Raw genomic sequence first — 23,334 nt, forward strand, 5'->3', positions numbered from 1 at the left:
TACTAGGGGACAATAATATGCGCATTATTCTTTTGGGCGCGCCGGGTGCAGGTAAAGGTACTCAAGCTCAGTTTTTAATGGACAAATACGGTATTCCACAAATTTCTACTGGCGATATGTTACGTGCAGCAATTAAAGAGGGCACGCCATTAGGCTTAGAAGCAAAAAAAGTAATGGATGCTGGTCAACTAATTTCTGATGATATTATTATTGGTTTAGTAAAAGAGCGTATTACTAAAGCGGATTGTGAGAAAGGCTTTTTACTTGATGGTTTCCCGCGCACAATTCCTCAAGCCGATGCAATGAAAGAAAATGGCGTAGTGGTTGATCACGTTATTGAATTTGACGTGGCTGACGAAGTGATTGTTGAGCGTATGGGCGGACGTCGTGTTCATCCTGGTTCTGGTCGTGTTTACCATGTTGTTTATAATCCACCAAAAGTGGAAGGTAAAGATAACGAAACTGGGGATGACTTAATTGTTCGCGCAGACGATACTGAAGAAACAGTACGTAAACGTTTAGGTATTTACCACGAGCAAACTATGCCATTAGTTGATTACTACCAAGCAGAAGCGGCGGCTGGTAACACTCAATACCACAAACTAGATGGTACGCAAGCTGTTGAGGCTGTAAGTTCACAACTTGGTGAGCTTTTAGGTTAAATTTAAAAGCCTATTAAAAAACCGCCAATTGGCGGTTTTTTGTTTTAAGGTTGTTTAGCATTGCTTAATCAGTGCTATTTAATCGGCTTTAAAGCGTTTTAAGTTTCTCAATTACGCTGTTGTATTCTGGTTCAGTTGAAAGGCTACTAACGAGTTGTTTATAAATAATGTTGTGGTTTTCGTCTAATATTATTACTGAGCGAGTTAGTAACCCCATATCTTTAATAATTAACCCATATTTTTGGCCAAAATCGCGCCAAACAGAATCAGATAATGTAGTTATTTTGTCTATGTTCTCAGCTTTGCAAAATCTTTTTTGAGCGAATGGCAAATCGGCACTAATAGTAAGCATTACAACTGCAGGAAATTGCGTCGCAACTTTTTCGTTAAAGTGTTTTGTTTGTAGACTACAAATACCAGTGTCTAAACTTGGTACTACACTAATTAAAATAGCTCGGCCCTTATAATTATCCAGTGTGACAGGTGTAAAGTTTCCATCGACAACTTTAAAATTAGGTGCGTTATCACCAACGGATACACCTTTACCGAGTAAAGTAACCGTCTTACCCTGTGCAGAGACTTTACCTATATCGAGAGTGTTTTCTGGGATATCAGAAGCGAAAGCCATAGAACAAAAAATACTTAAGGCAAAAGTTAATGAGCGGAGCATAGGAGTTTCCTTTTTAAATTAACGCAATAGGCGTCAGTGTATTATACTGCGTTGGAGTAACCAAGGTATTATCTGTGCCTCTATAAAATTGGTAATGATTCAGTCATATAAAAAAACTGTAAATAGGCTATACTTTGATTAACATGCAGTTACAAAAATATCTTCTATAATAAAAATGCGTGTATCACTTTTGGTATGTATAACTGGTTAAAAATAGAGAGATAGTATGTCAACATCTGTATTAATATGTGATGATTCAAAATTAGCGAGGCGTCAATTAGCCCGTTCTCTACCTGATGATTGGGATATTAAAGTTGAATTTGCGATAGATGGTGTTGATTGCATCAAACAAATAAAATCAACTGAACCTGAAATCCTTTTCCTTGATTTAAACATGCCAGAAATGGATGGCTATGAAGTTTTAATGGCCATGAAAGAGCTTGGGCTCAATATACTTACAGTTGTAGTTTCAGGTGACATACAACCTAATGCTCATCAAAGAGTGCTTGAACTGGGGGCTATCGATTTCATCCAAAAACCATGTTCCCCTCAAAAATTAGCCGATATTATTGAACACCATGGCATTAAAGATAAAGCCATGCGTGAACGTCTTTCTCATTCTCTAGGTGAGCAAGTAGACCCAGATGTGCGAGATATATACCAAGAGCTAACTAATGTTGCTATGGGTCAAGCCGGTGATTTACTTGCGCGATTACTTAATGTGTTTGTTGAGCTGCCAATCCCAAATGTGAATATCTTAGAGGTTAGTGAACTCGATATGGCGCTACGCTCTATTGATAATAATGCAACCACTTCTGGAGTTTGTCAGGGGTTTATTGGAGGAGGTGTATCTGGAGAAGCATTATTATTACTTAATGACTCTAGCTTTAAAGAGATAGCCTCACTGATGAATTACGATGGTGAGCTTAATGACAAAGTGGAACTTGAGTTACTTATGGATATAAGTAATATTTTAATCGGGGCTATTTTGACTGGTCTTTCAAAACAACTCGATATGTCGTTTAGCCAAGGTCATCCTATCGTACTTGGCCAGCACAGAGATGTATCTGAATTAGTGAAAGCGAATAAGTCGCGCTGGCAGCGTACGCTTGCTATAGAAATTAGCTATGGTATTGAAAATCACGATATTAACTGTGACCTTATGCTGTTATTTACTGAAGATTCACTTAAAACTTTGAAATACAAAGTTGCTTACCTATTAGAAGACTAAGTTATGGCTGCTGATTTAGATATGAATGAAATCCATTGGTTAATGGATATGTTTAACACCGTTGATGTAGGTTTAGTTGTACTTGACAGGGAGTATAAGGTGTGTGTGTGGAATGGTTTTATGGAAAACCATTCGGGGTTATTACCAAGTGCTGTAAAAAATAAAGATTTATTTGATTTATTTCCAGCTATAGATGAAAAGTGGTTTAGAAGTAAATCAGAGCCAGTATTTGTACTAAAAAATCGCTCGTTTACCATTTGGGAACAACAACCCTATATATTTCGCTTTAAAAACTATCGCCCAATTACTGGCAAAGCTGAGTATATGTATCAAAATGCGACATTTATACCGCTTACTAATATACGAGCAGAAGTTAGCCATATTTGTATCATTCTTTATGATGTAACTGATATTGCAGTTAACAAAAAAGAGTTAGAAGAGCTAAATAAAAGACTTGAGCAAGTAAGCCAAACCGATGGCTTAACGACGTTATACAATCGTGGTTATTGGGAAAGTATGCTTAAGCAAGAGTATTTACGAACAAAACGTAATGCAGGGTGTAGCTCTCTGTTAATGTTTGATATTGATCACTTTAAAAAGGTGAATGATAAGCATGGTCATAGTTGTGGTGATGAGGCGTTACGCCATATTGCAAAGTTATTACGTACCACATTACGTGAAACAGATATTGCTGGACGTTACGGTGGTGAAGAGTTTGTATTAACTCTACTTGATACCGATAAGCAAGGGGCTGAAATATTTGCTGAGCGCTTAAGGGTGTTGATTGAATCAAGCCCTGCCTTTTATAAAAATGTTGAAATCAAGATGACAATAAGTATCGGAGTTGCGTGCTTTAGTAATGAATTTAAAGATCATGAACGTTGGATTGAAGCCGCTGACAGGGCTCTTTACTTTTCTAAAAATAATGGACGCAATAAAGTCACTGTTTTTGATGATATAAAAAATGACGCTTAAGCATCATTTTTATTAATCACTCTTTATACCAATGCGCAATAATATTTAATTAATTTGAGTGATTAAATCTGACGTTAACTGCGTTAAAAACTTCTGATATACGACTGCATGGATGCAGAAGGTAGAGCAATGTAAGAGTAATTAGCGATAACAACTAAATAACGAATTCTTGCCTTGTTATTGATACGATTTTATTACCTCAAAATAAAGCACTTAATTAAGAAAATTGGTATTAAATTGAGTGGGGGGGTAAAATAAGTAAATCGGTTTTAAGTAAGCGCATTATTTTTTCTGCTGTGTTGCCAATAAGCTTTCCCTTAATACCCACGTTGCCTACTGAGCCAATAATCACTAACTCAGCATCAAGTTTTGCTGCCAAGCTTGGTATGACTTGCTCCGCTAAGCCCGCTTTAATGTGTAATTTATCACGCAAGTTGTATTCATTAATCAGATCACGTTGCAGTGCCGGTAATTTTTCGAATGCATTGAGTACTTGTTCATCTGAAAATACAATGCCTAAGTCTCTCAAAATAGGTGAGACGTGCACGGTATAACATGCATAAAATTCGCAGCCCTCTGAGTTAGCATAATCTAAGCCACAGTTAATAATAGCTTTATTTAACTGATGCTTAGATGCCTTTTCGCTGCCTAAATCAAGAGCAGCTAACACATTACAGTTATTTCTCCATTTATTATCTGCGGCCAAATAAAGTGGTATTGGTGAAAATCGAATAAGCTGCCAGTCAAGTTCGCTAAATTGAGTTTGAGCATCAATATGCCTAGTTTTTATTGCCATATCATAATTAGTTGCGTTTATTTCGTTATTTAACCATTGCTCTGGTGATTCATGCCAAACCGTTTGAAATGTATACTCACAATCAGTTAGCTCTTTTTTTAATAGAGGTTCTAATGTTGCTCTGAGTAATGAAAGTTGTTTGTCTTGAATCGCAAGTACTTGCTCTGGTGATAATGAAAATAATATATTACCAGTGTCTTCATAGCTAAACGCAACAATATCAATATGTTTACTGTCTTGTAGTGCTTTTTGTTTTGCGTGTAATAATGCTGTTTTTGCACAATTTACTGAGTCGATCAGTACGAGAAGCTTTTTCTTATCCATTATATTCACTCTGTTGTATGACGAGTGTCATCTGTTGGACATTGACCAATAGTTGAAATCTCACCAGAATTAGACTCTTCTTCCAGTTTTACCTTAAAGCCCCATAGCCTGTAAAGATGTTTTAGCACTTCTTCATGTGAGTTTGCCAATGGAATGCAATTATGAGGTACATAGCGAAGTGTAAGTGCTCTATCACCTCTAATATCAACATCATATACTTGAATGTTAGGTTCATGATTACTTAAATTATATTGCGCGGAGAGCACTTCTCTAACTGTTTTATAGCCGCTATCATCGTGTATCGCACCAATCTCTAAATGGGGATTATTAGTATGGTCAATAATAGTAAATAATTTGAAATCACGAATTAACTTCGGCGATAAAAACTGGCTAATAAAGCTTTCATCTTTAAAGTTTTCCATGGCAAAGTGCAATGTATCTAGCCAATTACTGCCTGCATACTCAGGAAACCATTTTTTATCTTCTTCAGTTGGATGTTCACATATTCTGCGAATATCAACCATCATGTTAAAACCTAAAGCATATGGATTAATGCCTGAATAATACTTACTGTTATAAGGTGGCTGATAAACTACGTTGGTATGACTTTGTAAAAACTCTAACATGAATGAGTCGGTGAGCTTCCCTTCATCATATAAGTGATTAAGGATGGTGTAGTGCCAAAATGTTGCCCAACCTTCGTTCATTACTTGAGTTTGTTTTTGCGGGTAAAAGTATTGCGATATTTTACGGACAATACGTATCACTTCACGCTGCCAAGAGTCGAGTAATGGGGCATTTTTTTCAATAAAATACAAAATATTTTCTTGAGGCTCAGTAGGAAAATGGCGTTCTTTCTTTTTAGTTTCGTGTTGCTGTTCGGGAATCGTACGCCACAATTCGTTTACTTGTGATTGTAAGTATTCTTCACGTTCTTGTTGGCGTTTTTGCTCTTCAAAGAGTGATATTTGCTGTGGACGTTTATAGCGATCGACCCCGTAATTCATTAACGCATGACAAGAGTCGAGTAAGCTCTCTACCTGAGTAATACCATATTTTTCTTCACAGCGGCTTATGTAGTTTTTAGCAAATACTAAGTAATCAATAATTGAGCCAGCATCGGTCCAGGTTTTAAATAAGTAATTACCTTTAAAAAATGAGTTATGTCCGTAACATGCATGCGCCATTACAAGCGCTTGCATAGGTAGGGTATTTTCTTCCATTAAGTACGCAATACAAGGGTCTGAATTTATCACTATTTCGTAAGCGAGGCCCATTTGCCCGCGCTTATAATTTTGCTCTGTTTGGATAAACTTCTTACCGTAAGACCAATGACTGTAGCCAATAGGCATGCCAACGCTTGAATAAGCATCCATCATTTGCTCAGCCGTTATCACTTCAATTTGATTAGGGTAGGTGTCTAATCTGTAATGAGCAGCAACGCGAGCAATTTCACCTTGGTACTCATCTAATAAATCAAAGGTCCAATCTGGGCCATCACTCAATCGTTTATCATTCATAATGCTACCTCGCTTTTGGCTATGCAGAGTTTTGCTGTTGACGACCTTTTTTAAATAGCTCCCTAAAAATTGGGTAAATATCTTCAACGCTTTGAATATGCTGTATGGCGAAATTATTATGGCTGTGTGTTATAGATTCATATTCGCGCCATAGGCTTTGATGAGCACGAGTGGTTATTTCAATATAAGCAAAATAACGTACTGCGCTTAAGAGCTTATTACGCAAAATTTCACCACATTGCGGCGTGTCGTCCGCCCAGTTATCGCCATCAGAGGCTTGTGCGGCGTATACATTCCACTCATCTGCGTGATAACGTTCTTTTATTATTTCATTCATTAATTTAAGAGCACTCGAAACAATAGTGCCGCCAGTTTCTTGGGAATAAAAAAACTCTTGTTCATCTACTTCTTTAGCTTGTGTGTGGTGACGTATATAAACAACTTCTATGTCTTTATAGCTGCGCGTTAAAAACTGATAAAGTAAAATATAAAAACGCTTAGCCATGTCTTTTGTTGGCTGATCCATTGAGCCTGACACATCCATAATACAAAACATCACCGCTTTGCTGGTGGGATGAGGGCGCTTTTCGTAATTACGAAAACGTAAATCGTAGTTATCAATAAACGGAACCGACTTAATTTGCATTTTTAATGCTGCAATTTCTTTTTGTAATAAAGCAATTGCCGCTTTATCGCTATGTGGCTCACTAAGTAACAGAGTAAGCTGTTTTTCAAGCTCGACTAGTCGGCGTTTTTTACCTGCACTCATGGCCACACGGCGCGCAAGCGAGCCTTGAAGTGATCGAACAATGTCAATATTACTTGGCATACCGTCGCTACAAAATCCTGCGCGATGGGTTTTCATTTGCACTAACTTATCAAGTTGGTTTTCTTGTAAGTTAGGAAGTTCTAGATCTTCAAACAGTAAATCAAGGTATTCATCTTTTGAAATAGAAAATACAAACTCATCTTGTCCCTCGCCTGAATCGCTGGCGTCTCCTTCACCGGCACCGCCGCCTTGTCCGCCTTTAGGGCGCTCAACTTTATCACCGGTAGAAAACTGATCGTTACCAGGGTGAATTTGTTCTCTATTCCCGCCTTTTCCCTGATGAAATGTAGGTTCGCTGATATCGCGTTGTGGAATAGAAATACTCTCACCAGAGCTAGAATCAGTGACGCTGCGTTTGTTAATCGCATCTGAAACCGCTTCTTTAATTTGTTTTTTATAGCGCCTAATAAAGCGCTGGCGATTAAGCGTACTTTTATTTTTTCCGTTTAAACGCCTATCTATAAAATGCGCCATAATGACCTCCTATATACTACGACTATGAAGGTTATTGCGATTTTCTAACCCGTAAATACCACTCAGAAAGCAAGCGAACTTGTTTTTGTGTATAGCCTTTTTCGACCATACGGTTCACAAAGTCTTCGTGCTTTTGCTGATCCTCTGCAGACGTTTTGGTATTAAACGAAATAACGGGGAGTAAATCTTCGGTATTAGAGAACATTTTTTTCTCAATTACCGTGCGTAGTTTTTCGTAGCTTGTCCATAGTGGATTTTTACCGTTGTTATGCGCACGGGCACGCAGTACAAAGTTCACTATTTCATTACGAAAATCTTTAGGATTAGAAATACCCGCAGGTTTCTCTATTTTTTCAAGCTCGGCATTAAGCGCGGCTCGGTCAAATAGTTGTCCCGTATCTGGGTCGCGATACTCTTGGTCTTGTATCCAAAAGTCAGCATAAATAACATAGCGGTCAAAAATATTTTGGCCGTATTCTGAATACGATTCTAAATAAGCGGTTTGCAGTTCTTTACCTATAAAATCTACATATTGAGGAATTAAATAGCCTTTCAAAAAGCTTAAGTAACGCTCTTCTATTTCACTTGAAAATTGCTCGCGCTCTATTTGTTGTTCAAGCACATAGAATAAATGTACCGGGTTTGCTGCAACCTCAGTGGTATCAAAGTTAAATACACGAGATAAAATTTTAAACGCAAAGCGAGTAGATAGCCCCATCATGCCTTCATCAACACCTGCGTAATCACGATACTCTTGATACGATTTAGCTTTAGGGTCTGTGTCTTTAAGGGTTTCGCCATCGTATACCCGCATCTTTGAATAAATACTGGAATTTTCTGGCTCTTTTAAACGTGATAATGTTGTAAATTGCGCTAATGTTTTAAGTGTCCCAGGCGCACATGGCGCATTGTATAGCTCGCTGTGCTCAAGTAATTTGTCGTAAATTTTAACTTCTTCAGTTACACGTAAACAGTAAGGCACTTTAACAATATAAACACGGTCTAAAAATGCTTCATTGTTTTTATTGTTTTTAAAAGTTTGCCACTCAGATTCATTAGAATGTGCGAGGATCATGCCATTAAATGGAAGAGCACTAATACCTTCTGTGCCGTTATAGTTACCTTCTTGGGTGGCGGTAAGTAAAGGATGCAGCACTTTAATCGGTGCTTTAAACATTTCTACAAACTCCATCAGCCCTTGGTTAGCTAAACATAAAGAGCCAGAGTAGGCGTATGCATCAGGATCGTTTTGGGCAAAGTGCTCAAGCTGGCGAATATCGACTTTACCTACTAGCGCTGAAATATCTTGGTTGTTTTCATCCCCAGGCTCAGTTTTGGCAATGCCTATTTGGTTTAAAATAGAAGGGTAGCGTTTGACCACTTTAAACTGGCTAATATCACCATTGAACTCTTTTAAGCGTTTGCCAGCCCAAGGCGACATAATGGTTTTTAAGTAGCGCGGTTTAATACCATATTCTTTGCTGAGTACGTCTGCATCTTCGATAGGATCAAACAAGGACAGAGGATGGTCGTTTACAGGAGAACCTTTAATTGAATAAATAGGCACTTGTTGCATTAAATACTTTAGTTTTTCTGCAATGGATGATTTACCCCCACCTACAGGCCCGAGTAAATAGAGTACTTGTTTGCATTCTTCAAGCCCTTGGGCTGCGTGTTTTAAATAAGAGACTATTTGCTCAATGGCGTCTTCCATACCATAAAAGTCAGCAAAGGCAGGGTAGCGCGCAACCACTCTATTAGAAAATAACCGGCTTAGTCTTGCATCGGTTGCGGTGTCTACCATGTTTGGTTCGCCAATTGCCATAAGTAGACGTTCTGGTGCGCTGGCATAGGCAGACTTATCTGTTTTACAAATTTCAAGAAATTCAGCGATACTGTATTCTTCTTCCTGTGCCGCTTCGTATCGTGCTTGGTAATGCTCAAAAATCGTCATAATAACCTCCGAAACCCGCTGTAAAAAGGTGCTTACCTTTTAAAGTCTAGTCACGAATTGGTATTTTTGTGCAATAAAATTAAAAATTTAAGTGAAAAAAGATCATGATGAACTAATGAACACAACAACACGTATAAACGAAAAAGTAAAAGAATAACATACAAAAAAAGACGCCTAAGCGTCTTTTTAAAATTAGCGTTTAAAGGCTAATTAAGCGAAGTTAGCGTTCGCGAATTCCCAGTTAACAAGCGACCAAAAACCTTTAAGGTAATCTGGACGAACGTTACGGTAATCAATGTAGTAAGCGTGTTCCCATAAATCCACTGTAAGGATTGGAGTAACGCCATCATCAGTTAATGGTGTAGCAGCGTTAGATGTATTAACGATGTCTAGTGAACCATCAGCAAGCTTAACTAACCACGTCCAGCTTGAACCAAAGTTATTTACTGCTTTATCGTTTAATGCCGCTTTAAACGCATCAAAAGAACCCCATTTAGCGTTGATTGCATCAGCAACTGCGCCAGTAGGCTCGCCGCCGCCGTTTGGAGATAAGCTGTTCCAGTAAAAAGTATGGTTCCAGATTTGTGCTGCGTTGTTAAATACGCCGCCTTCTGATGAACATACGATCTCTTCTAGAGATTTGTTTTCAAACTCAGTACCAGGGATTAAACCATTAAGCTTAACCACGTAAGTGTTGTGGTGTTTGCCATGGTGAAACTCTAGTGTTTCTTTTGAAATATGTGGCTCAAGTGCGTCGATTGCATATGGTAGTGACGGTAGTTCAAATGCCATTTTTTTATCTCCATCTTCTTTGGTTGATAGTCCATTTGGTAATACGTAATGCCTGTTGAAACAGACCAGTTACCTATACCAAGCGGTAATATAGTGTTACTATAATTGTTGAGTATTTTACTCAAGTTTAAGCAAACAGCAATGCTATTGCGAAAGACTATTTCAATTGCGGCTTTATTTGCCCATTTTAAGTTATATATTTGTGGTCACGATGAGTTATTTTCAAGACCAAAATATATTTAGCTATCGTTACTTTGAGGTTGTAGATGGAAACCATTGATAAAATTAAACAGCAAATTTCAGAAAACCCAATAATCCTTTTCATGAAAGGGTCACCAAAATTACCAAATTGTGGTTTTTCTTCACAAGCATCGCAAGCGTTAATGTCATGTGGTGAACCATTTGCATACGTTGATATTTTACTTAATCCAGACATTCGTGCTGAGCTTCCAGCATATGCTAATTGGCCAACATTCCCACAACTTTGGGTAGATGGCGAATTAGTTGGTGGTTGTGACATTATTATCGAAATGTTTCAACGCGGTGAATTACAGCCGTTAATTACAGAAACTGCTGCTAAATACAAAGAAGCTGACGCAGAGTAATTTATTACTCAACCTGAACTCAGGTTATTAAGCTCTTTAAACACAAAGCCACTTTAAAAGTGGCTTTGTTGTTTTTAATTTGTGTGAATTTATAAATAAGGAAGGCTCACTTGCACGTTTAAGCCGCCCTCTATTTTGTTATGTAAACTTATATGCCCTTGGTGCGCTTCTGCTATTTCTCTGCATAAGGCTAACCCTAAACCACTCCCCGTACTTTTTGTAGAATAGAAGGGCACTAAAGCATTTGCCATTACTTGCTCGCTCATTCCTTTGCCGCAGTCGCTCACATTTATAACACATGCTTGGGGTACAAACTCGACCTGAATATGTATTTCATTGGCGTTGGAGCCTGACTCGTGTGAATTTTTTAATAAGTTTATCAGCAGCTGCTCGAGTTGTGTTTGATCAGCTTGTAATTCATTGTGTGAATTTTTTATTTCGTAGCTAAATTGCCAGTGGTTTTTTAAATTATTGAGTGTGTTTTGCCAGTTAACCCGCGTTTTTTGTGGCTGAGGTAGCTTAGCAAACTTGCCATAGCCTTGTACAAATTCAGTTAAATGACTAATTCGCTCATCAATAGTTGCAAATACACGGGCAAGGCGAGGCTCATCAACTTTATTTGCGAGCAATTGTGCGCTGTGTAGCATGGATGACATGGGGCCGAGTGAATTATTTAATTCGTGGCTAATAATGCGTATTACTTTTTTCCACACTGCAACTTCTTGGCGACTAAGTTCACGGGTTAACTGTTTAAATATATATAAATGATGCTTTTGATTATTAAGTAAAAACTCCCCAGTGGCTAAATGCCAAGTTTGTGAGTCTTGATTCTCTATTTCTATATTAAAGAGGCCATCAATACCGTGCTCTATAGCTGCTATTAATTGCAGAGGCGAATTTTCGAGTAACTTGCTTAGTTGCATACCTTCAAGGCGAGATGCGCTATTAAATAAGCTACGGCTAATTAAATTACTAAATACCACCGTATTATTATCATTGACCAGCAGTAGCGCTTGCGGCGAGCTTTGCAATACTTTATCAAGCATTAACTCGCGCTGGTAAATCCATTGTTTTTCTTGGCGAAGCTGTTTTGCGGTTTGATTATAAAGTTGGCATAGCTTTCCAAGTTCATCATTACTTTTATACGCAAGCAAACTGGAGAGCTCACCATCTTTAAAATTAAGTAATCCGGTTTCGAGCGATTGCATGCCAAGCTTTATTGGCTTGGTGATGGCTCTTGAAAGCAAGGTGCTAAATGTAAGCGTTAGTAATATTAAAAACAGAGTGTAGTACATATCAAAACCACTAAGTGCGGCAATAATAAAAACAGGCAGCGCGCTACAAAGCCCGCAAATTAATACAATCTTTTGGCTTAGGGTAAAGTTGCTAATAATGTTTGGCATTAATAATCAATACCCATTTTTTGTAACCGCCTGTAAAGTGCTTGTCGGCTTAAACCAAATTCACGGGCCACTTTGGCTATAACACCTTGATGAGTGCGCATTGCGTGTTCTATTTCCTGTTTGGTCGGCTCTGCTTTTTGTTGGGAAGAGACCGGTGACGAAAGAGCAAAGTCATCGACTGTAAGCGCACCTGTAGGTTTTAGTACCGCTACACGCTTACAAGCGTTTTCTAGCTCTCGAACGTTACCTGGCCATTTGTAGTGTTGAAGTGCTTGCTCTGTGTTTATAGTCAGCTCTCGGTGAGGTAAAAAGTGGCTAATAAGCGCTAAAACATCATCTTGTCTTTCGCACAGGGCAGGCACATTGAGCTCAATTACGTTAAGGCGATAATATAAGTCTTCCCTAAATCGACCTTGTTCAATTGCTTGTAGTAAGTTTTCGTTAGTGGCCGATATAACGCGCACATTTACTTTTCGTGTTTGTGTTGAGCCTAAACGTTCAAACTCGCCGGTTTGTAGTACGCGTAGTAATTTTATTTGTCCTGAAAGTGGTAAATTACCAATTTCATCTAAAAATAACGTACCGCCATCAGCTGCTTCAAATCGACCAATACGTTGTTTAGTTATCCCCGTGTATGCGCCAGCTTCAGCGCCAAAAAGTTCGGCCTCTATAAGTTCTTGCGGTAATGCACCTGCGTTTACCTTAATAAAAGGTTGTGATACAAGTGGGGAGTTTTTTTGAATAATATGCGCAATACACTCTTTGCCACTCCCATTAGGGCCTGTAATTAATGCAGATATATCAGATTTAGCCACTTGTAGCGCCATAGTAACCAGTCGTTCCATCGCAGTACTTTTAAATATTAGCCCAGCAAGGTCTGCGCTTTTAAATGTACCTTCACGTTCTTGTTGATGGCGATTATGTGTCGCCACTATTTTTTTAGCACTGCCTAGCTCTATTAAGTTACCGATACAAACTAGTAGTTTTGCATCATCCCAGGGTTTTGGTAAGTAATCGGCAGCACCTGCTTTTACAAGCTCAATGGCGGTGGCAAGTTCGGTCCAGGCTGTAATAAGTATAATAGGGAGGTGTGGGTTCATTTCTCGTAGTTCATAAAACAAGGCTTTACCTTCTTCACCAGAGGTCGTGTCACTGGTAAAGTTCATGTCTTGAATTACAAGCTCAATGCGTTGATAGCGAACTATTTGCAGAGCATCAAACGGATTTGTTGCAGTGACTACCGAAAAGTCGTGGATCTCGAGCAATAACGAAAGTGCGTCGAGTACTGCTTGGTTATCATCAACAATGAGTATTTTATGAGTCATAGGTTATTTTTATAATTTTTTAATGGCTACACTGCCTTACTAAGCAGTGTAGCATAGTGATTTACATATTATTAAATAGTGCGAGTTGCGATACTGGGCGAAATATTGGCAGCGCGTTTAGCCGGCGCTAACACCGCAAGTAAACTCATTAAAAATACGGCAATGGCGGTAACGGCTATATAGCTTGGCGGTAGTGCGGCGACAGAAAAAGACTGCATTAACATTTTCCCAAGCAGTATTGCTGTTATTGCACCTAAGGCTAAACCTAGGCTACAAATTAGTGCGTTTTCTACTAAGAAGTAGCTAACAATAGCGGACTTTCTTGCGCCAAGTGCTCTGCGTGTACCAATTTGCTTAGTGCGTTTGCTGATATTAAATAAGGTTAAGCCAAAAATACCGAGAGCGGTTATAAGCACTAAAATAGTGATTAATACTATGAGCATGCGCATCATGAGGCGATCTTGAGCGGTATACTCATTTTTTAATTCATCAAGTTCTTTAATGTTATTAATAACGCGCTTACTGTAATTTGCAAGCATGGCATTTTCTATTTCTTTCATTACAGTTGCTCGCTGACCTGGCTCTGTACGAACGGCAACTTGTGTATAACTTTCTGCTTTAATATAAGGAATAAATGCAAAATTATCTGGTTTACTGTCTTTGAGCCACGGGCCTTTCATTTTTCCGATCACGCCAATAACTTTAAGTGGTAGGTCACCAAAATAAACTATTTTCCCTAAACCATCTCCATCAGGATAGAGCTCATCAAGTAGGGCTTTAGTGACTATAGTGACGTTGGTGCGCTTTTGTGTAATTTCGTTTGTAACGAGCACTTCATTTTCGGTAAAGTTTCGCCCTGCAATTAAGTTAACGCCGTAGGTATTAATAGCATGATCGTCTATAAAAATATAAGCGGCCCTGACACTAAGGCCTTCTTGTGGGGCAGGTTTTAAATTAAAGCTCGAAGCGCTGCCACTCCCTGATAGTGGAATACTACTGCTTAATGCGGCATCGACCACGCCTGGCATTTTTCTAAGCATGCTTTCATCAAGCTCAAACTGCTGACTTAAGTTAATATCAGTACCAAAGGTCATTACATTAAACTTAAATATATCTTGTTCAGGGTAGCCCGTTTCTTGGTTTAAATAACTAATTCTATCTTGAATGATAAATGCAGCATTACTGACTATGGCTGTGGTAATTGCAATTTGAATTAGCAGTAATACAGCGCCCACCTTTGAGCGGCATAAGGCGTTAAATATAGGTTTTATTTCTAACATTGTGACATTCCTTATTGGCTCTTAAGATAAATAGCAGGGTTGGTTTTACACACTAGCCAAGCAGGGTACAAACCAGCCAAAATGCAGGTTGTAATTGCAATCAATGGGGCGCTCAATAGCATGGTTAAATCCATTGTCGCTAAATTTTCATAGTAGTCATAGCTTTGCCCTACGCCCATTAAGCCAAGTTGTGCTAGTGCAATTCCTAGCATGCCACCTATAAAGCCAAGCATGGCGACCTCAACTAAGTGCTGTAAAAATATTTGCCTTTTACTAGCGCCTAATGCGCGTCTTACACCTACTTCTGGCGCTCTGCGTAAAAACTTGGCTAAAAGTAAACCTAAAATATTGGCTAAGCAGACACCTAAAAACATAAAGCTCAGGCCCACTAAAATTTTATTGTCTTCGGTGACGACGTTATTGTATTGCATCCATTGGTTTACATCGCGAAGTTTATACTCAAGTTCTTTACGATTAAATCGCCCACGTTTTTGTTGTTCCTGCATATAGGCTAATAAGTAATTTTGATAGGCTTGTTTTTGTTCAAGCGTATTTAGCTCTGCCCAAAACTGGATCCATACTTGCTCAGATTGCAGTTTATCTGCAAAGGTTGGTGTGTTTTCGTGCTTCCATCCATTGCTATTGCCCCAACTTACGAGCTCTTTTGTCTTTATTAAGCTAAAGGGCATAAATAACTCTTCTACTTGATTAAATGCACCGTTATTTAAATCATAATATTTAATATTGAGAGGCCAATGGTTAATAACACCCACTACTTGATAGCTTGCATCATCTAAGTAAATCAGTTCTCCGACAGAGTTTTTTCCTGCAAATAGTTTATCGTTTATCTCTTGGGTAATAACAACCACAGGTGCAGCCGAGTTTTCTTGCTCTTTGCTCCAAGCCCCACCGTACAAAAATGACAAATTAAACATGCTAAAAAAGTCAGGCGTTGTCATCCGTGCACTGCCAATAAAAGGTTTTATTTTGTCAGAATCTAAATAAACTGAAAAGCCGGTACGCATCATAGCCACTTTTTTCTCTGACGTGGGTGCGTTTAATAAGTTCTCAGCATCTTGATAGGTCAGTTGTAGTGGTGTGTTATCTTCTGTCCACCACGTACTACCATCGTCCATTGTTTGTAATTGCACACTGTAAAGTTGGCTGCTTTTTTCTGGGATAGGATCGGCCGACATCATGTGATAAACACTAAGGCTGGTCATTGTTATGCCTATACCTATCGCAATGGCAAGTACCATTAAAAAGCTAACCAGTGGGGTGCGCTTGAAGCTACGCCAACTTAAATCTAAATAATGAATAAACATTAGTTAAACCCCCGATGCTGTTTTTATAGTTTGTGCGCCCTGATAAAGCGTAAAGTCGGCAAGTTGCCCATCAACTACTTGAATATTACGCGGAGCACGGCGGGCTAATTCGCTATCATGCGTTACCATTACAATAGTGGCACCGTCGCGATTTATTTGCTCAAGTAACTCCATAACTTGGCGAGCCATTAAGCTGTCAAGGTTACCTGTTGGCTCATCGGCAAGTAAAAAACGAGGTTCACCGGCAAGCGCACGAGCTATTGCCACTCTTTGTTGCTGTCCGCCAGAGAGTTGCTGTGGCAAATGTTTTGCCCGAGAGGCAAGGCCAACTTGTTCTAAGCATTTTTCAATGCGACGTTTACGCTCTGCGGCTTTAATACCTCTATAACGTAGCGGTACTTCAATATTTTCATATAAGTTTAAGTCAGGTATTAAATTGAACCCTTGGAAGATAAAACCAATTTTTTGATTACGTAAATCAGCACGTTGGTTATCGTTTAGGCTGCCAACATTAACACCATCCAACAGGTATTCACCTTCGTTAAAAGGCTCGAGCATACCTGCAATATTTAAAAAGGTTGTTTTTCCTGAGCCGCTAGGACCGGTAACAGCAATAAATTCGCCTTCGTTTACTTGCAGGTTAAAGTCTCGAAGCGCGTGGGTTTGTACCATTTCTGTTTGATATACTTTACTTACATTGTTCATTTGTAACATGGGTGTTCCTAATTATTTTTAGCGTTGGTTGAGAACGTCTGTTTAATTTAATAAAATCGTATCGGCTTGCTTAAAGTCGCTGTAGCTTGAAATAATAATTTCATCGTTTTCTTTTAGTCCGCTCAAAAGCTCAACCGCATTAATGCTGGTGGCGCCTATTGTAATAGGTATACGCTTTGCGATATTGCCATCGACTTTATAAGCTATAATTCCGCCTTGCTGCATAAATGCACCACGCTTTACTTGCATTACACCTTCTCGGTTGTCGAGTAAAATACGTGCAGTTAAGCGTTGGTTCTGACGAATGTTGTTAGTAACACCTTTAAATCGGACGCGTGCTGTTACTTCACGATTATTAACTTCTGGTGATATGGCGGATAAATTCCCCATCACTGTTTCATTGCCTAACTTAAGCTCTACTTCCATACCGAGTCCTAATTCGTTGGCGTAACTTTCAGGTACTTGAAGTTCCGCTTCGAAATTACTTAAGTCGACGAGTGTCATAAGAGGTTGGCTTTGCGTCACTGCGGCTTTTTGTTGCACAAGTAGGTTACCCACGATCCCAGTAACGGTAGCTTTAATAGATAGGTTGCTTACTTTTCTGATTAAATCATCAACAATAAGTTGCTGGCGGGTTACATCACTTTTAGCTGCTTGTAGTTCAAAGGCGAGCGTGTCTTTTGCAAGTAATACCTCTTGTTGTGCATGCTTATATGTGAGCTTTGCACGTGATAAATCATCAACTGCTTTTTCAAGATCAATTTGGCTAATTAAGTGCTTTTGTATTGATAACTGCGCCCGGCGATTTTCGCGCTCAGCGGCGTTAAGCTCAACTTGTGCCATATCAAGTGTTTTATTTAAAGTGAGTGTTTGGCGTCTTGCTTGCAAATGCTGCCTTTGCTGCTCGCCTTGTAGTCGTTTAAGTACAGACTCCTGTTGCTTTAATTCGTTAGTTAACTCAGGGCTTTGCAGCAGAGCAAGTATGCCCCCTTGCTTTACTGTATCGCCAGCCTTTACTTTTAAATCTATAAAACCACGTTCTGGGCTGTATATTTTAGGAGCATTAGCAGCAACAATTTTACCACTGGCGGCAATGTCTCGAATGAGCGCTTTAACGTGTACTTTGGCAACCTGTATTTTTGAGCGGCTAATAGAGCTTTTAGCGCTATGACTTGTTAAAAAAATATAAGCAATTGTAGAGACTGCAATGAAAATAACCGCAGTGATGATCGCGTATTTTTTATAGTTTATAGGTGCCTTTACTTGTACGTCTTGTGCGCTGGTATCTTTCATCATTAGGCTCTCCTACACGGCTTTTATATATTTTTCACACAGTAGAAAAAAAACTGCGGTGCAAATAGCGACAATAGGAGATATCAAAAATAAACTAAGCATAAACATAATTATTCCACTTAACGAATGTGTATAGCTCTATACGATTAGCATGCCAAAGCGTAACTTACTGTAATTAGATGATTAAATTTATTTTATGTGTTTTTTATATGTCCGCGGACATAAAAGTGTCCGCAGTGGACGCATTAGTAAATAAAAATTCACTATTAAGAGATTAAAAATGCCACAAATATTAATAACTATACTAATGACCAGTAAAAAGCAGAGAGGTTAAGCCTCAAAATTACGGAAATAACACAAAACTATCTAAATGTTAACTAACTTTATCGGTGTATGTTGAATATTTATTCACTGAATGAGGGCTTTACGTTTACGTAAGCTGTAGCTTTTGACTTGGTTGTTTTTACAAAATGTTAAACTTGACACCAGTGTCATGAAAAAATAACGCCTAATATACGACTAAATGTTAAAAATAATGATGAAAAAGAAATCTTGCTATGAAGTGAGAAATATTCAAGAATGTGAATATGTATTCAAAATGCTATTGACTCTATTTACGATAGAGGCTAGTTTTGTCCGTCTGTTAGCAAATCGTCGAGCAGTTCATCCACGCTAACAGTGCAGCAAGGGGAGGGGTCTATGTTATACGACTCAAAATTAGAAAAAGAAAATTGTGGCTTTGGCTTAATAGCCCAAGTTAATGGTCAAGCTAGTCATAGGCTTATTCGTACTGCTATTACGGGGCTTGATCGCATGCAGCACCGTGGCGGTATATCTGCCGATGGTAAAACAGGCGATGGCTGTGGTTTATTATTACAAAAACCAGATAGCTTTTTTCGTGCTATTGCGGCTGAGAACAATTGGCACTTAGGTAAAAATTATGCCGTAGGTATGATTTTTTTAAATTCAGACCCTGTTTTAGCACAAGCTGCAAAAAAAATACTTAGCGAAGAATTAGAAAAAGAAACGCTAAATATTTTAGGTTGGCGCGTAGTGCCAACCGACCCATCAATGTTAGGTCCTATAGCAGTACAACAATTACCTGGGTTTGAACAAATTTTTGTTAGTGCGCCAGAAGGTTGGCGCTCTAAAGATTTAGAGCGGCGCTTATATGTAGCGCGTCGTCGCGCTGAAAAGCGTATTGTTGATGATGAAGCTTTTTATATTGCAAGCTTATCTGGATTAGTTACTATCTATAAAGGCCTTATGATGCCTGCAGATTTACCTAACTTTTACCTAGATTTAGCTGATATTCGTATGACCAGTGCGATTTGTGTTTTCCATCAGCGCTTTTCTACTAATACTCAACCGCGTTGGCCTCTTGCTCAACCTTTTCGTTATTTAGCACACAATGGTGAAATTAATACCATTGAAGGTAACCGCCAATGGGCACGTGCGCGTTCTTATAAGTTTGCGTCACCACTTATTCCTGATTTACAAACAGCGGCACCGTTTGTAAACGAAACTGGTTCTGATTCATCAAGCTTAGATAATATGCTTGAACTGTTTTTAGCTGGCGGCATGGATTTATTCCGTGCGATGCGTATGCTCGTTCCACCTGCATGGCAAAAAAACCGTGCAATGGACGATGATCTACGTGCATTTTACGACTTTAACTCTATGCATATGGAACCATGGGATGGTCCGGCAGGTATTGTAATGTCGGATGGTCGTTTTGCGGCGTGTAACCTTGACCGTAATGGACTCCGCCCAGCACGTTATGTAATTACACAAGATGGCTTTATTACGCTTGCATCAGAAGTGGGTATTTGGGATTACACTGCTGATGAAGTAGTTGAGAAAGGTCGTGTTGGTCCAGGTGAATTATTAGTTATTGATACTAAGCTTGGCAAAATTTGGCACTCGGATGAAATCGATCAAGATTTAAAATCTCGCCATCCTTACAAGTCATGGCTTGAAGAAAACGTTAAACGTTTAGTTCCATTTGAAGAACTTACTGAGCAAGATGCCGGTAATCGTTCTTTTGATAATGAAACGCTAGCTAAATATCAAAAAATGTTTGGTTATACCAACGAAGAGCTTGATAGCGTTATTCGTGTAATGGGTGAAAACGGCCAAGAAGCAACAGGCTCAATGGGTGATGACACGCCATTTGCTGTGCTTAGTGAAGGGCATCGTTCACTTTATGATTACTTCCGCCAAAAATTTGCGCAAGTAACAAACCCACCTATCGATCCACTGCGTGAAAATCATGTAATGTCACTTGCGACATGTATTGGTAGTGAGCAAAATGTATTTAACGAAACAACAGGCCACGCTAAGCGCCTACAGTTTGATACGCCAATTTTAATGTACGCAGACATGCAGCAATTATTAAATGCTGATGAAGCACATTACAGCTACTGTAAAATTGATATTACGTATACAGTTGAAGAAGGATTGGAAAAAGCAGTATCGCGAATTTGTGATATTGCGCAGAAAAAAGCAGCATCGGGCTGTATTATGCTTGTTCTAACAGACCGCAACTTTGATGAAACGAATTTACCTATTCCAGCAGCTATGGCTGTGGGCGCGGTGCAAAATCGTCTTGTTGATAATAATCTTCGTTGTGAATCGAACATCATTATTGAAACTGGTAGTGTGCGCGATGCACACCAATTTGCAGTTTTATTAGGTTTTGGTGCAACTGCCATTTATCCATACCTTGCGTATGAATCGTTAGTTGCAATGAGCGACAATAAAATTATTGATAAGTCGTATTGCGAAGTAACGCTTGCTTATCGTAAAGCCATTAACAAGGGCTTATATAAAATCATGTCTAAAATGGGCATAAGTACGGTTGCGTCATATCGTTGCTCAATGTTGTTTGAAGCGGTTGGTTTATCTGATGCTATTGTACAAATGTGTTTTAAAGGAGTGGCAAGTCGTATACAGGGTGCCTGTTTTACCGATTTTGATGACGATCAACAGAGCCTACATAAACTTGCTTTAAGTAAACGTAAATTATTAAGCCACGGCGGTTTGTTTAAGTATGTTCATGGTGGCGAATATCATGCTTATAATCCGGATGTAATCCAAACCCTACAAAAAGCAGTTCGTTCTGGTGAATACAGCGATTACAGTGAGTATGCAAAACTCGTTAATAATCGTCCGATTGCTACGCTACGTGACATGCTTTCGCTTAGATTGCCGGAAACCGGCATTAGCATTGATGATGTCGAGCCTGCAGAAAATCTTTATAAACGATTTGATTCGGCCGCAATGAGTATTGGTGCTTTATCGCCAGAAGCGCATGAGGCGCTAGCAATTGCGATGAACCGCTTGGGTGGGTGTTCAAACTCGGGTGAAGGCGGCGAAGATAAGCTGCGTTACGGTACCGAAAAAAATTCACGTATTAAGCAAGTCGCTTCAGGTCGATTTGGCGTAACGCCGCATTACTTACGCAGTGCTGACGTTATTCAAATTAAAGTAGCGCAAGGTGCAAAACCAGGTGAAGGCGGGCAATTACCAGGTGAAAAAGTAACCCCATATATTGCTAAACTTCGTTATTCGGTGCCAGGTGTTACGTTAATTTCGCCACCACCACATCACGATATTTACTCAATTGAAGATTTAGCACAGCTAATTTTCGATTTAAAACAAGTAAACCCTAAAGCACTTATTTCTGTAAAACTGGTTTCAGAACCTGGCGTAGGAACCATTGCGACAGGTGTTGCTAAAGCCTATGCCGATTTAATTACTATTTCTGGCTATGATGGCGGTACAGGTGCAAGCCCACTTACTTCAGTTAAATATGCCGGTAGCCCATGGGAGCTAGGCCTTGCTGAAACACAGCAAGCACTTGTTGAAAATGGCCTTCGTCATCGCATTCGCCTGCAAACAGATGGTGGCTTAAAAACAGGTTTAGATATTATTAAAGCAGCAATTCTAGGTGCTGAAAGCTTTGGCTTTGGTACTGGCCCAATGGTTGCCCTTGGTTGTAAATACTTGCGTATTTGCCACTTAAATAACTGTGCGACCGGTGTTGCAACACAAGACGAAACACTTCGCCAAAAGCATTATCACGGCCTACCAGAAATGGCGATGAACTACTTTAAGTTTATAGCGCAAGAAGCCCGTGAAATTATGGCAAGCTTGGGTGTTGTAAACTTAACTGACTTAATTGGTCGTTTAGATTTACTTGAAGCAATTGAAGGCAAAACAGCAAAACAGAAGAAAATTGATTTATCTTCTGTAGTTGCTCAGCCTAATAACCCAACTGGTGAAACACTTTATTGTAGTGCGCCTAATAGCTCACATTATTTAGGAAAGCTTAATGAAAGCCTACTTGCTAAGGCGCAAGAAGCAATTGACGCTTCAAGCGGTATTTCGCTAGTAAGTCGTATTTGTAATACAGACAGATCGGTTGGTGCAATGCTTTCTGGCTATATTGCAGATAAATATGGCAACCAAGGTATGGCTGCGGATCCAGTCGTAATTGAATTACACGGTACTGCGGGTCAATCATTTGGCGTGTGGAATGCAGGTGGCCTTGAAATGACATTGGTTGGCGATGCTAACGATTACGTAGGGAAGGGCATGGCTGGTGGCAAGCTAGTTATTCGTCCACCACTTGGCTCGTCGTTCGAAAGTCATAAAGCTACAATTGCAGGCAACACATGCTTATACGGTGCGACAGGCGGTAAATTGTTTGCAGCTGGATGTGCCGGAGAGCGTTTTGCAGTTCGTAACTCAGGTGTACAAGCCGTTGTTGAAGGCGTAGGTGATAACGGTTGTGAATACATGACTGGCGGCGTTGTATGTGTACTGGGCAACGTAGGCGTTAACTTTGGTGCAGGTATGACAGGTGGTTTCGCTTATATTTTAGATGAGCGAAATGATTTTGAAAAGCGCATTAATCCCGAGCTAGTAGAAGTGGTTACACTTGAAGAATTAACATCGCATCAAGAACATTTACGCGGCTTAATTGCTGAGCATTTAGAGCTTACGGGTTCATGCAGAGCAGAAAGTATTCTAGCTAACTTTGAATTGTACTTACCTATGTTCAAATTAGTAAAACCAATATCAAGCGACGTAAAAAGTTTACTCGGGCATCGCGCTCGCAGTAGTGCCGAACTACGTGTTCAGGCGCAATAAGGGGG

General features: G+C 39.4%; 17 protein-coding genes. 5 read left to right on the plus strand and 12 right to left on the minus strand.

Features of this window, described 5'->3' with window-relative positions; genetic code table 11:
• Positions 1-17 precede the first annotated feature (17 nt).
• Positions 18-662: an adenylate kinase gene (gene adk / locus AOR04_RS06820; protein ID WP_007375855.1), complete on the plus strand. Its 645-nt coding sequence runs from the start codon at positions 18-20 to the stop codon at positions 660-662.
• 88 nt (positions 663-750) lie between these two features.
• Here the strand turns inward: adk and tpx are convergent, their stop codons facing one another.
• Positions 751-1,332, minus strand: coding sequence for a thiol peroxidase (tpx, locus tag AOR04_RS06825; RefSeq protein WP_096792843.1), 582 nt, complete (start codon positions 1,330-1,332; stop codon positions 751-753).
• A 226-nt stretch (positions 1,333-1,558) separates the two neighbouring features.
• On the opposite strand from tpx, the gene AOR04_RS06830 reads away from it, so the two are divergent.
• Both AOR04_RS06830 and AOR04_RS06835 read left to right on the plus strand, forming a co-directional pair.
• Positions 1,559-2,563 (plus strand): response regulator, encoded by a 1,005-nt coding sequence (locus tag AOR04_RS06830; RefSeq protein ID WP_007375853.1) that lies wholly within the window; start codon positions 1,559-1,561, stop codon positions 2,561-2,563.
• Positions 2,564-2,566: 3 nt separating this feature from the next.
• Positions 2,567-3,538 carry a sensor domain-containing diguanylate cyclase gene (locus AOR04_RS06835; protein ID WP_033028617.1) on the plus strand — a complete coding sequence of 324 codons (972 nt, stop codon included), beginning with the start codon at positions 2,567-2,569 and terminating at the stop codon, positions 3,536-3,538.
• Positions 3,539-3,770: 232 nt separating this feature from the next.
• Here the strand turns inward: AOR04_RS06835 and AOR04_RS06840 are convergent, their stop codons facing one another.
• The 5 genes from AOR04_RS06840 to AOR04_RS06860 all read right to left on the minus strand — a co-directional run bounded on the left by AOR04_RS06840 (position 3,771) and on the right by AOR04_RS06860 (position 10,227).
• Positions 3,771-4,658 carry a universal stress protein gene (locus tag AOR04_RS06840; RefSeq protein WP_096792844.1) on the minus strand — a complete coding sequence of 296 codons (888 nt, stop codon included), beginning with the start codon at positions 4,656-4,658 and terminating at the stop codon, positions 3,771-3,773.
• A gap of 5 nt (positions 4,659-4,663) precedes the next feature.
• Complete coding sequence (locus AOR04_RS06845; RefSeq protein WP_096792845.1) at positions 4,664-6,178, minus strand: SpoVR family protein; 1,515 nt, start codon at positions 6,176-6,178, stop codon at positions 4,664-4,666.
• A 19-nt stretch (positions 6,179-6,197) separates the two neighbouring features.
• Positions 6,198-7,481 (minus strand): YeaH/YhbH family protein, encoded by a 1,284-nt coding sequence (locus AOR04_RS06850; protein ID WP_096792846.1) that lies wholly within the window; start codon positions 7,479-7,481, stop codon positions 6,198-6,200.
• 31 nt (positions 7,482-7,512) lie between these two features.
• Positions 7,513-9,435, minus strand: a complete 1,923-nt coding sequence (locus AOR04_RS06855) for a PrkA family serine protein kinase (RefSeq protein WP_096792847.1) — start codon at positions 9,433-9,435, stop codon at positions 7,513-7,515.
• A gap of 210 nt (positions 9,436-9,645) precedes the next feature.
• Positions 9,646-10,227: a superoxide dismutase gene (locus AOR04_RS06860; RefSeq protein WP_024611616.1), complete on the minus strand. Its 582-nt coding sequence runs from the start codon at positions 10,225-10,227 to the stop codon at positions 9,646-9,648.
• A gap of 266 nt (positions 10,228-10,493) precedes the next feature.
• Here AOR04_RS06860 and AOR04_RS06865 point away from each other — a divergent pair, with 266 nt between their 5' ends.
• Positions 10,494-10,832 carry a Grx4 family monothiol glutaredoxin gene (locus AOR04_RS06865; protein WP_004335359.1) on the plus strand — a complete coding sequence of 113 codons (339 nt, stop codon included), beginning with the start codon at positions 10,494-10,496 and terminating at the stop codon, positions 10,830-10,832.
• Positions 10,833-10,921: 89 nt separating this feature from the next.
• Here the strand turns inward: AOR04_RS06865 and AOR04_RS06870 are convergent, their stop codons facing one another.
• The 6 genes from AOR04_RS06870 to AOR04_RS06895 all read right to left on the minus strand — a co-directional run bounded on the left by AOR04_RS06870 (position 10,922) and on the right by AOR04_RS06895 (position 18,175).
• A complete protein-coding gene (locus AOR04_RS06870) occupies positions 10,922-12,235 on the minus strand; it encodes a sensor histidine kinase (protein ID WP_096792848.1) in 1,314 nt (437 codons plus the stop codon).
• Complete coding sequence (locus AOR04_RS06875; protein ID WP_096792849.1) at positions 12,235-13,560, minus strand: sigma-54-dependent transcriptional regulator; 1,326 nt, start codon at positions 13,558-13,560, stop codon at positions 12,235-12,237. The genes AOR04_RS06870 and AOR04_RS06875 overlap by 1 nt, the downstream gene beginning before the upstream one ends.
• Before the next feature lie 71 nt (positions 13,561-13,631).
• The gene (locus AOR04_RS06880; RefSeq protein ID WP_096792850.1) at positions 13,632-14,840 is read right to left on the minus strand and encodes an ABC transporter permease; all 1,209 of its coding nucleotides are present in this window, start codon (positions 14,838-14,840) and stop codon (positions 13,632-13,634) included.
• A gap of 11 nt (positions 14,841-14,851) precedes the next feature.
• A complete protein-coding gene (locus AOR04_RS06885; protein WP_096792851.1) occupies positions 14,852-16,165 on the minus strand; it encodes an ABC transporter permease in 1,314 nt (437 codons plus the stop codon).
• 3 nt (positions 16,166-16,168) lie between these two features.
• The gene (locus AOR04_RS06890; protein WP_008138399.1) at positions 16,169-16,879 is read right to left on the minus strand and encodes an ABC transporter ATP-binding protein; all 711 of its coding nucleotides are present in this window, start codon (positions 16,877-16,879) and stop codon (positions 16,169-16,171) included.
• A 42-nt stretch (positions 16,880-16,921) separates the two neighbouring features.
• Positions 16,922-18,175, minus strand: a complete 1,254-nt coding sequence (locus tag AOR04_RS06895) for an efflux RND transporter periplasmic adaptor subunit (protein ID WP_096792852.1) — start codon at positions 18,173-18,175, stop codon at positions 16,922-16,924.
• 696 nt (positions 18,176-18,871) lie between these two features.
• Here AOR04_RS06895 and gltB point away from each other — a divergent pair.
• On the plus strand, positions 18,872-23,329 hold the full coding sequence (gltB, locus tag AOR04_RS06900) for a glutamate synthase large subunit (RefSeq protein ID WP_096792853.1): 4,458 nt from the start codon (positions 18,872-18,874) through the stop codon (positions 23,327-23,329).
• Positions 23,330-23,334 lie beyond the last annotated feature (5 nt).

This window comes from Pseudoalteromonas sp. 1_2015MBL_MicDiv (assembly GCF_002407505.1).
Classification (GTDB): domain Bacteria; phylum Pseudomonadota; class Gammaproteobacteria; order Enterobacterales; family Alteromonadaceae; genus Pseudoalteromonas; species Pseudoalteromonas fuliginea.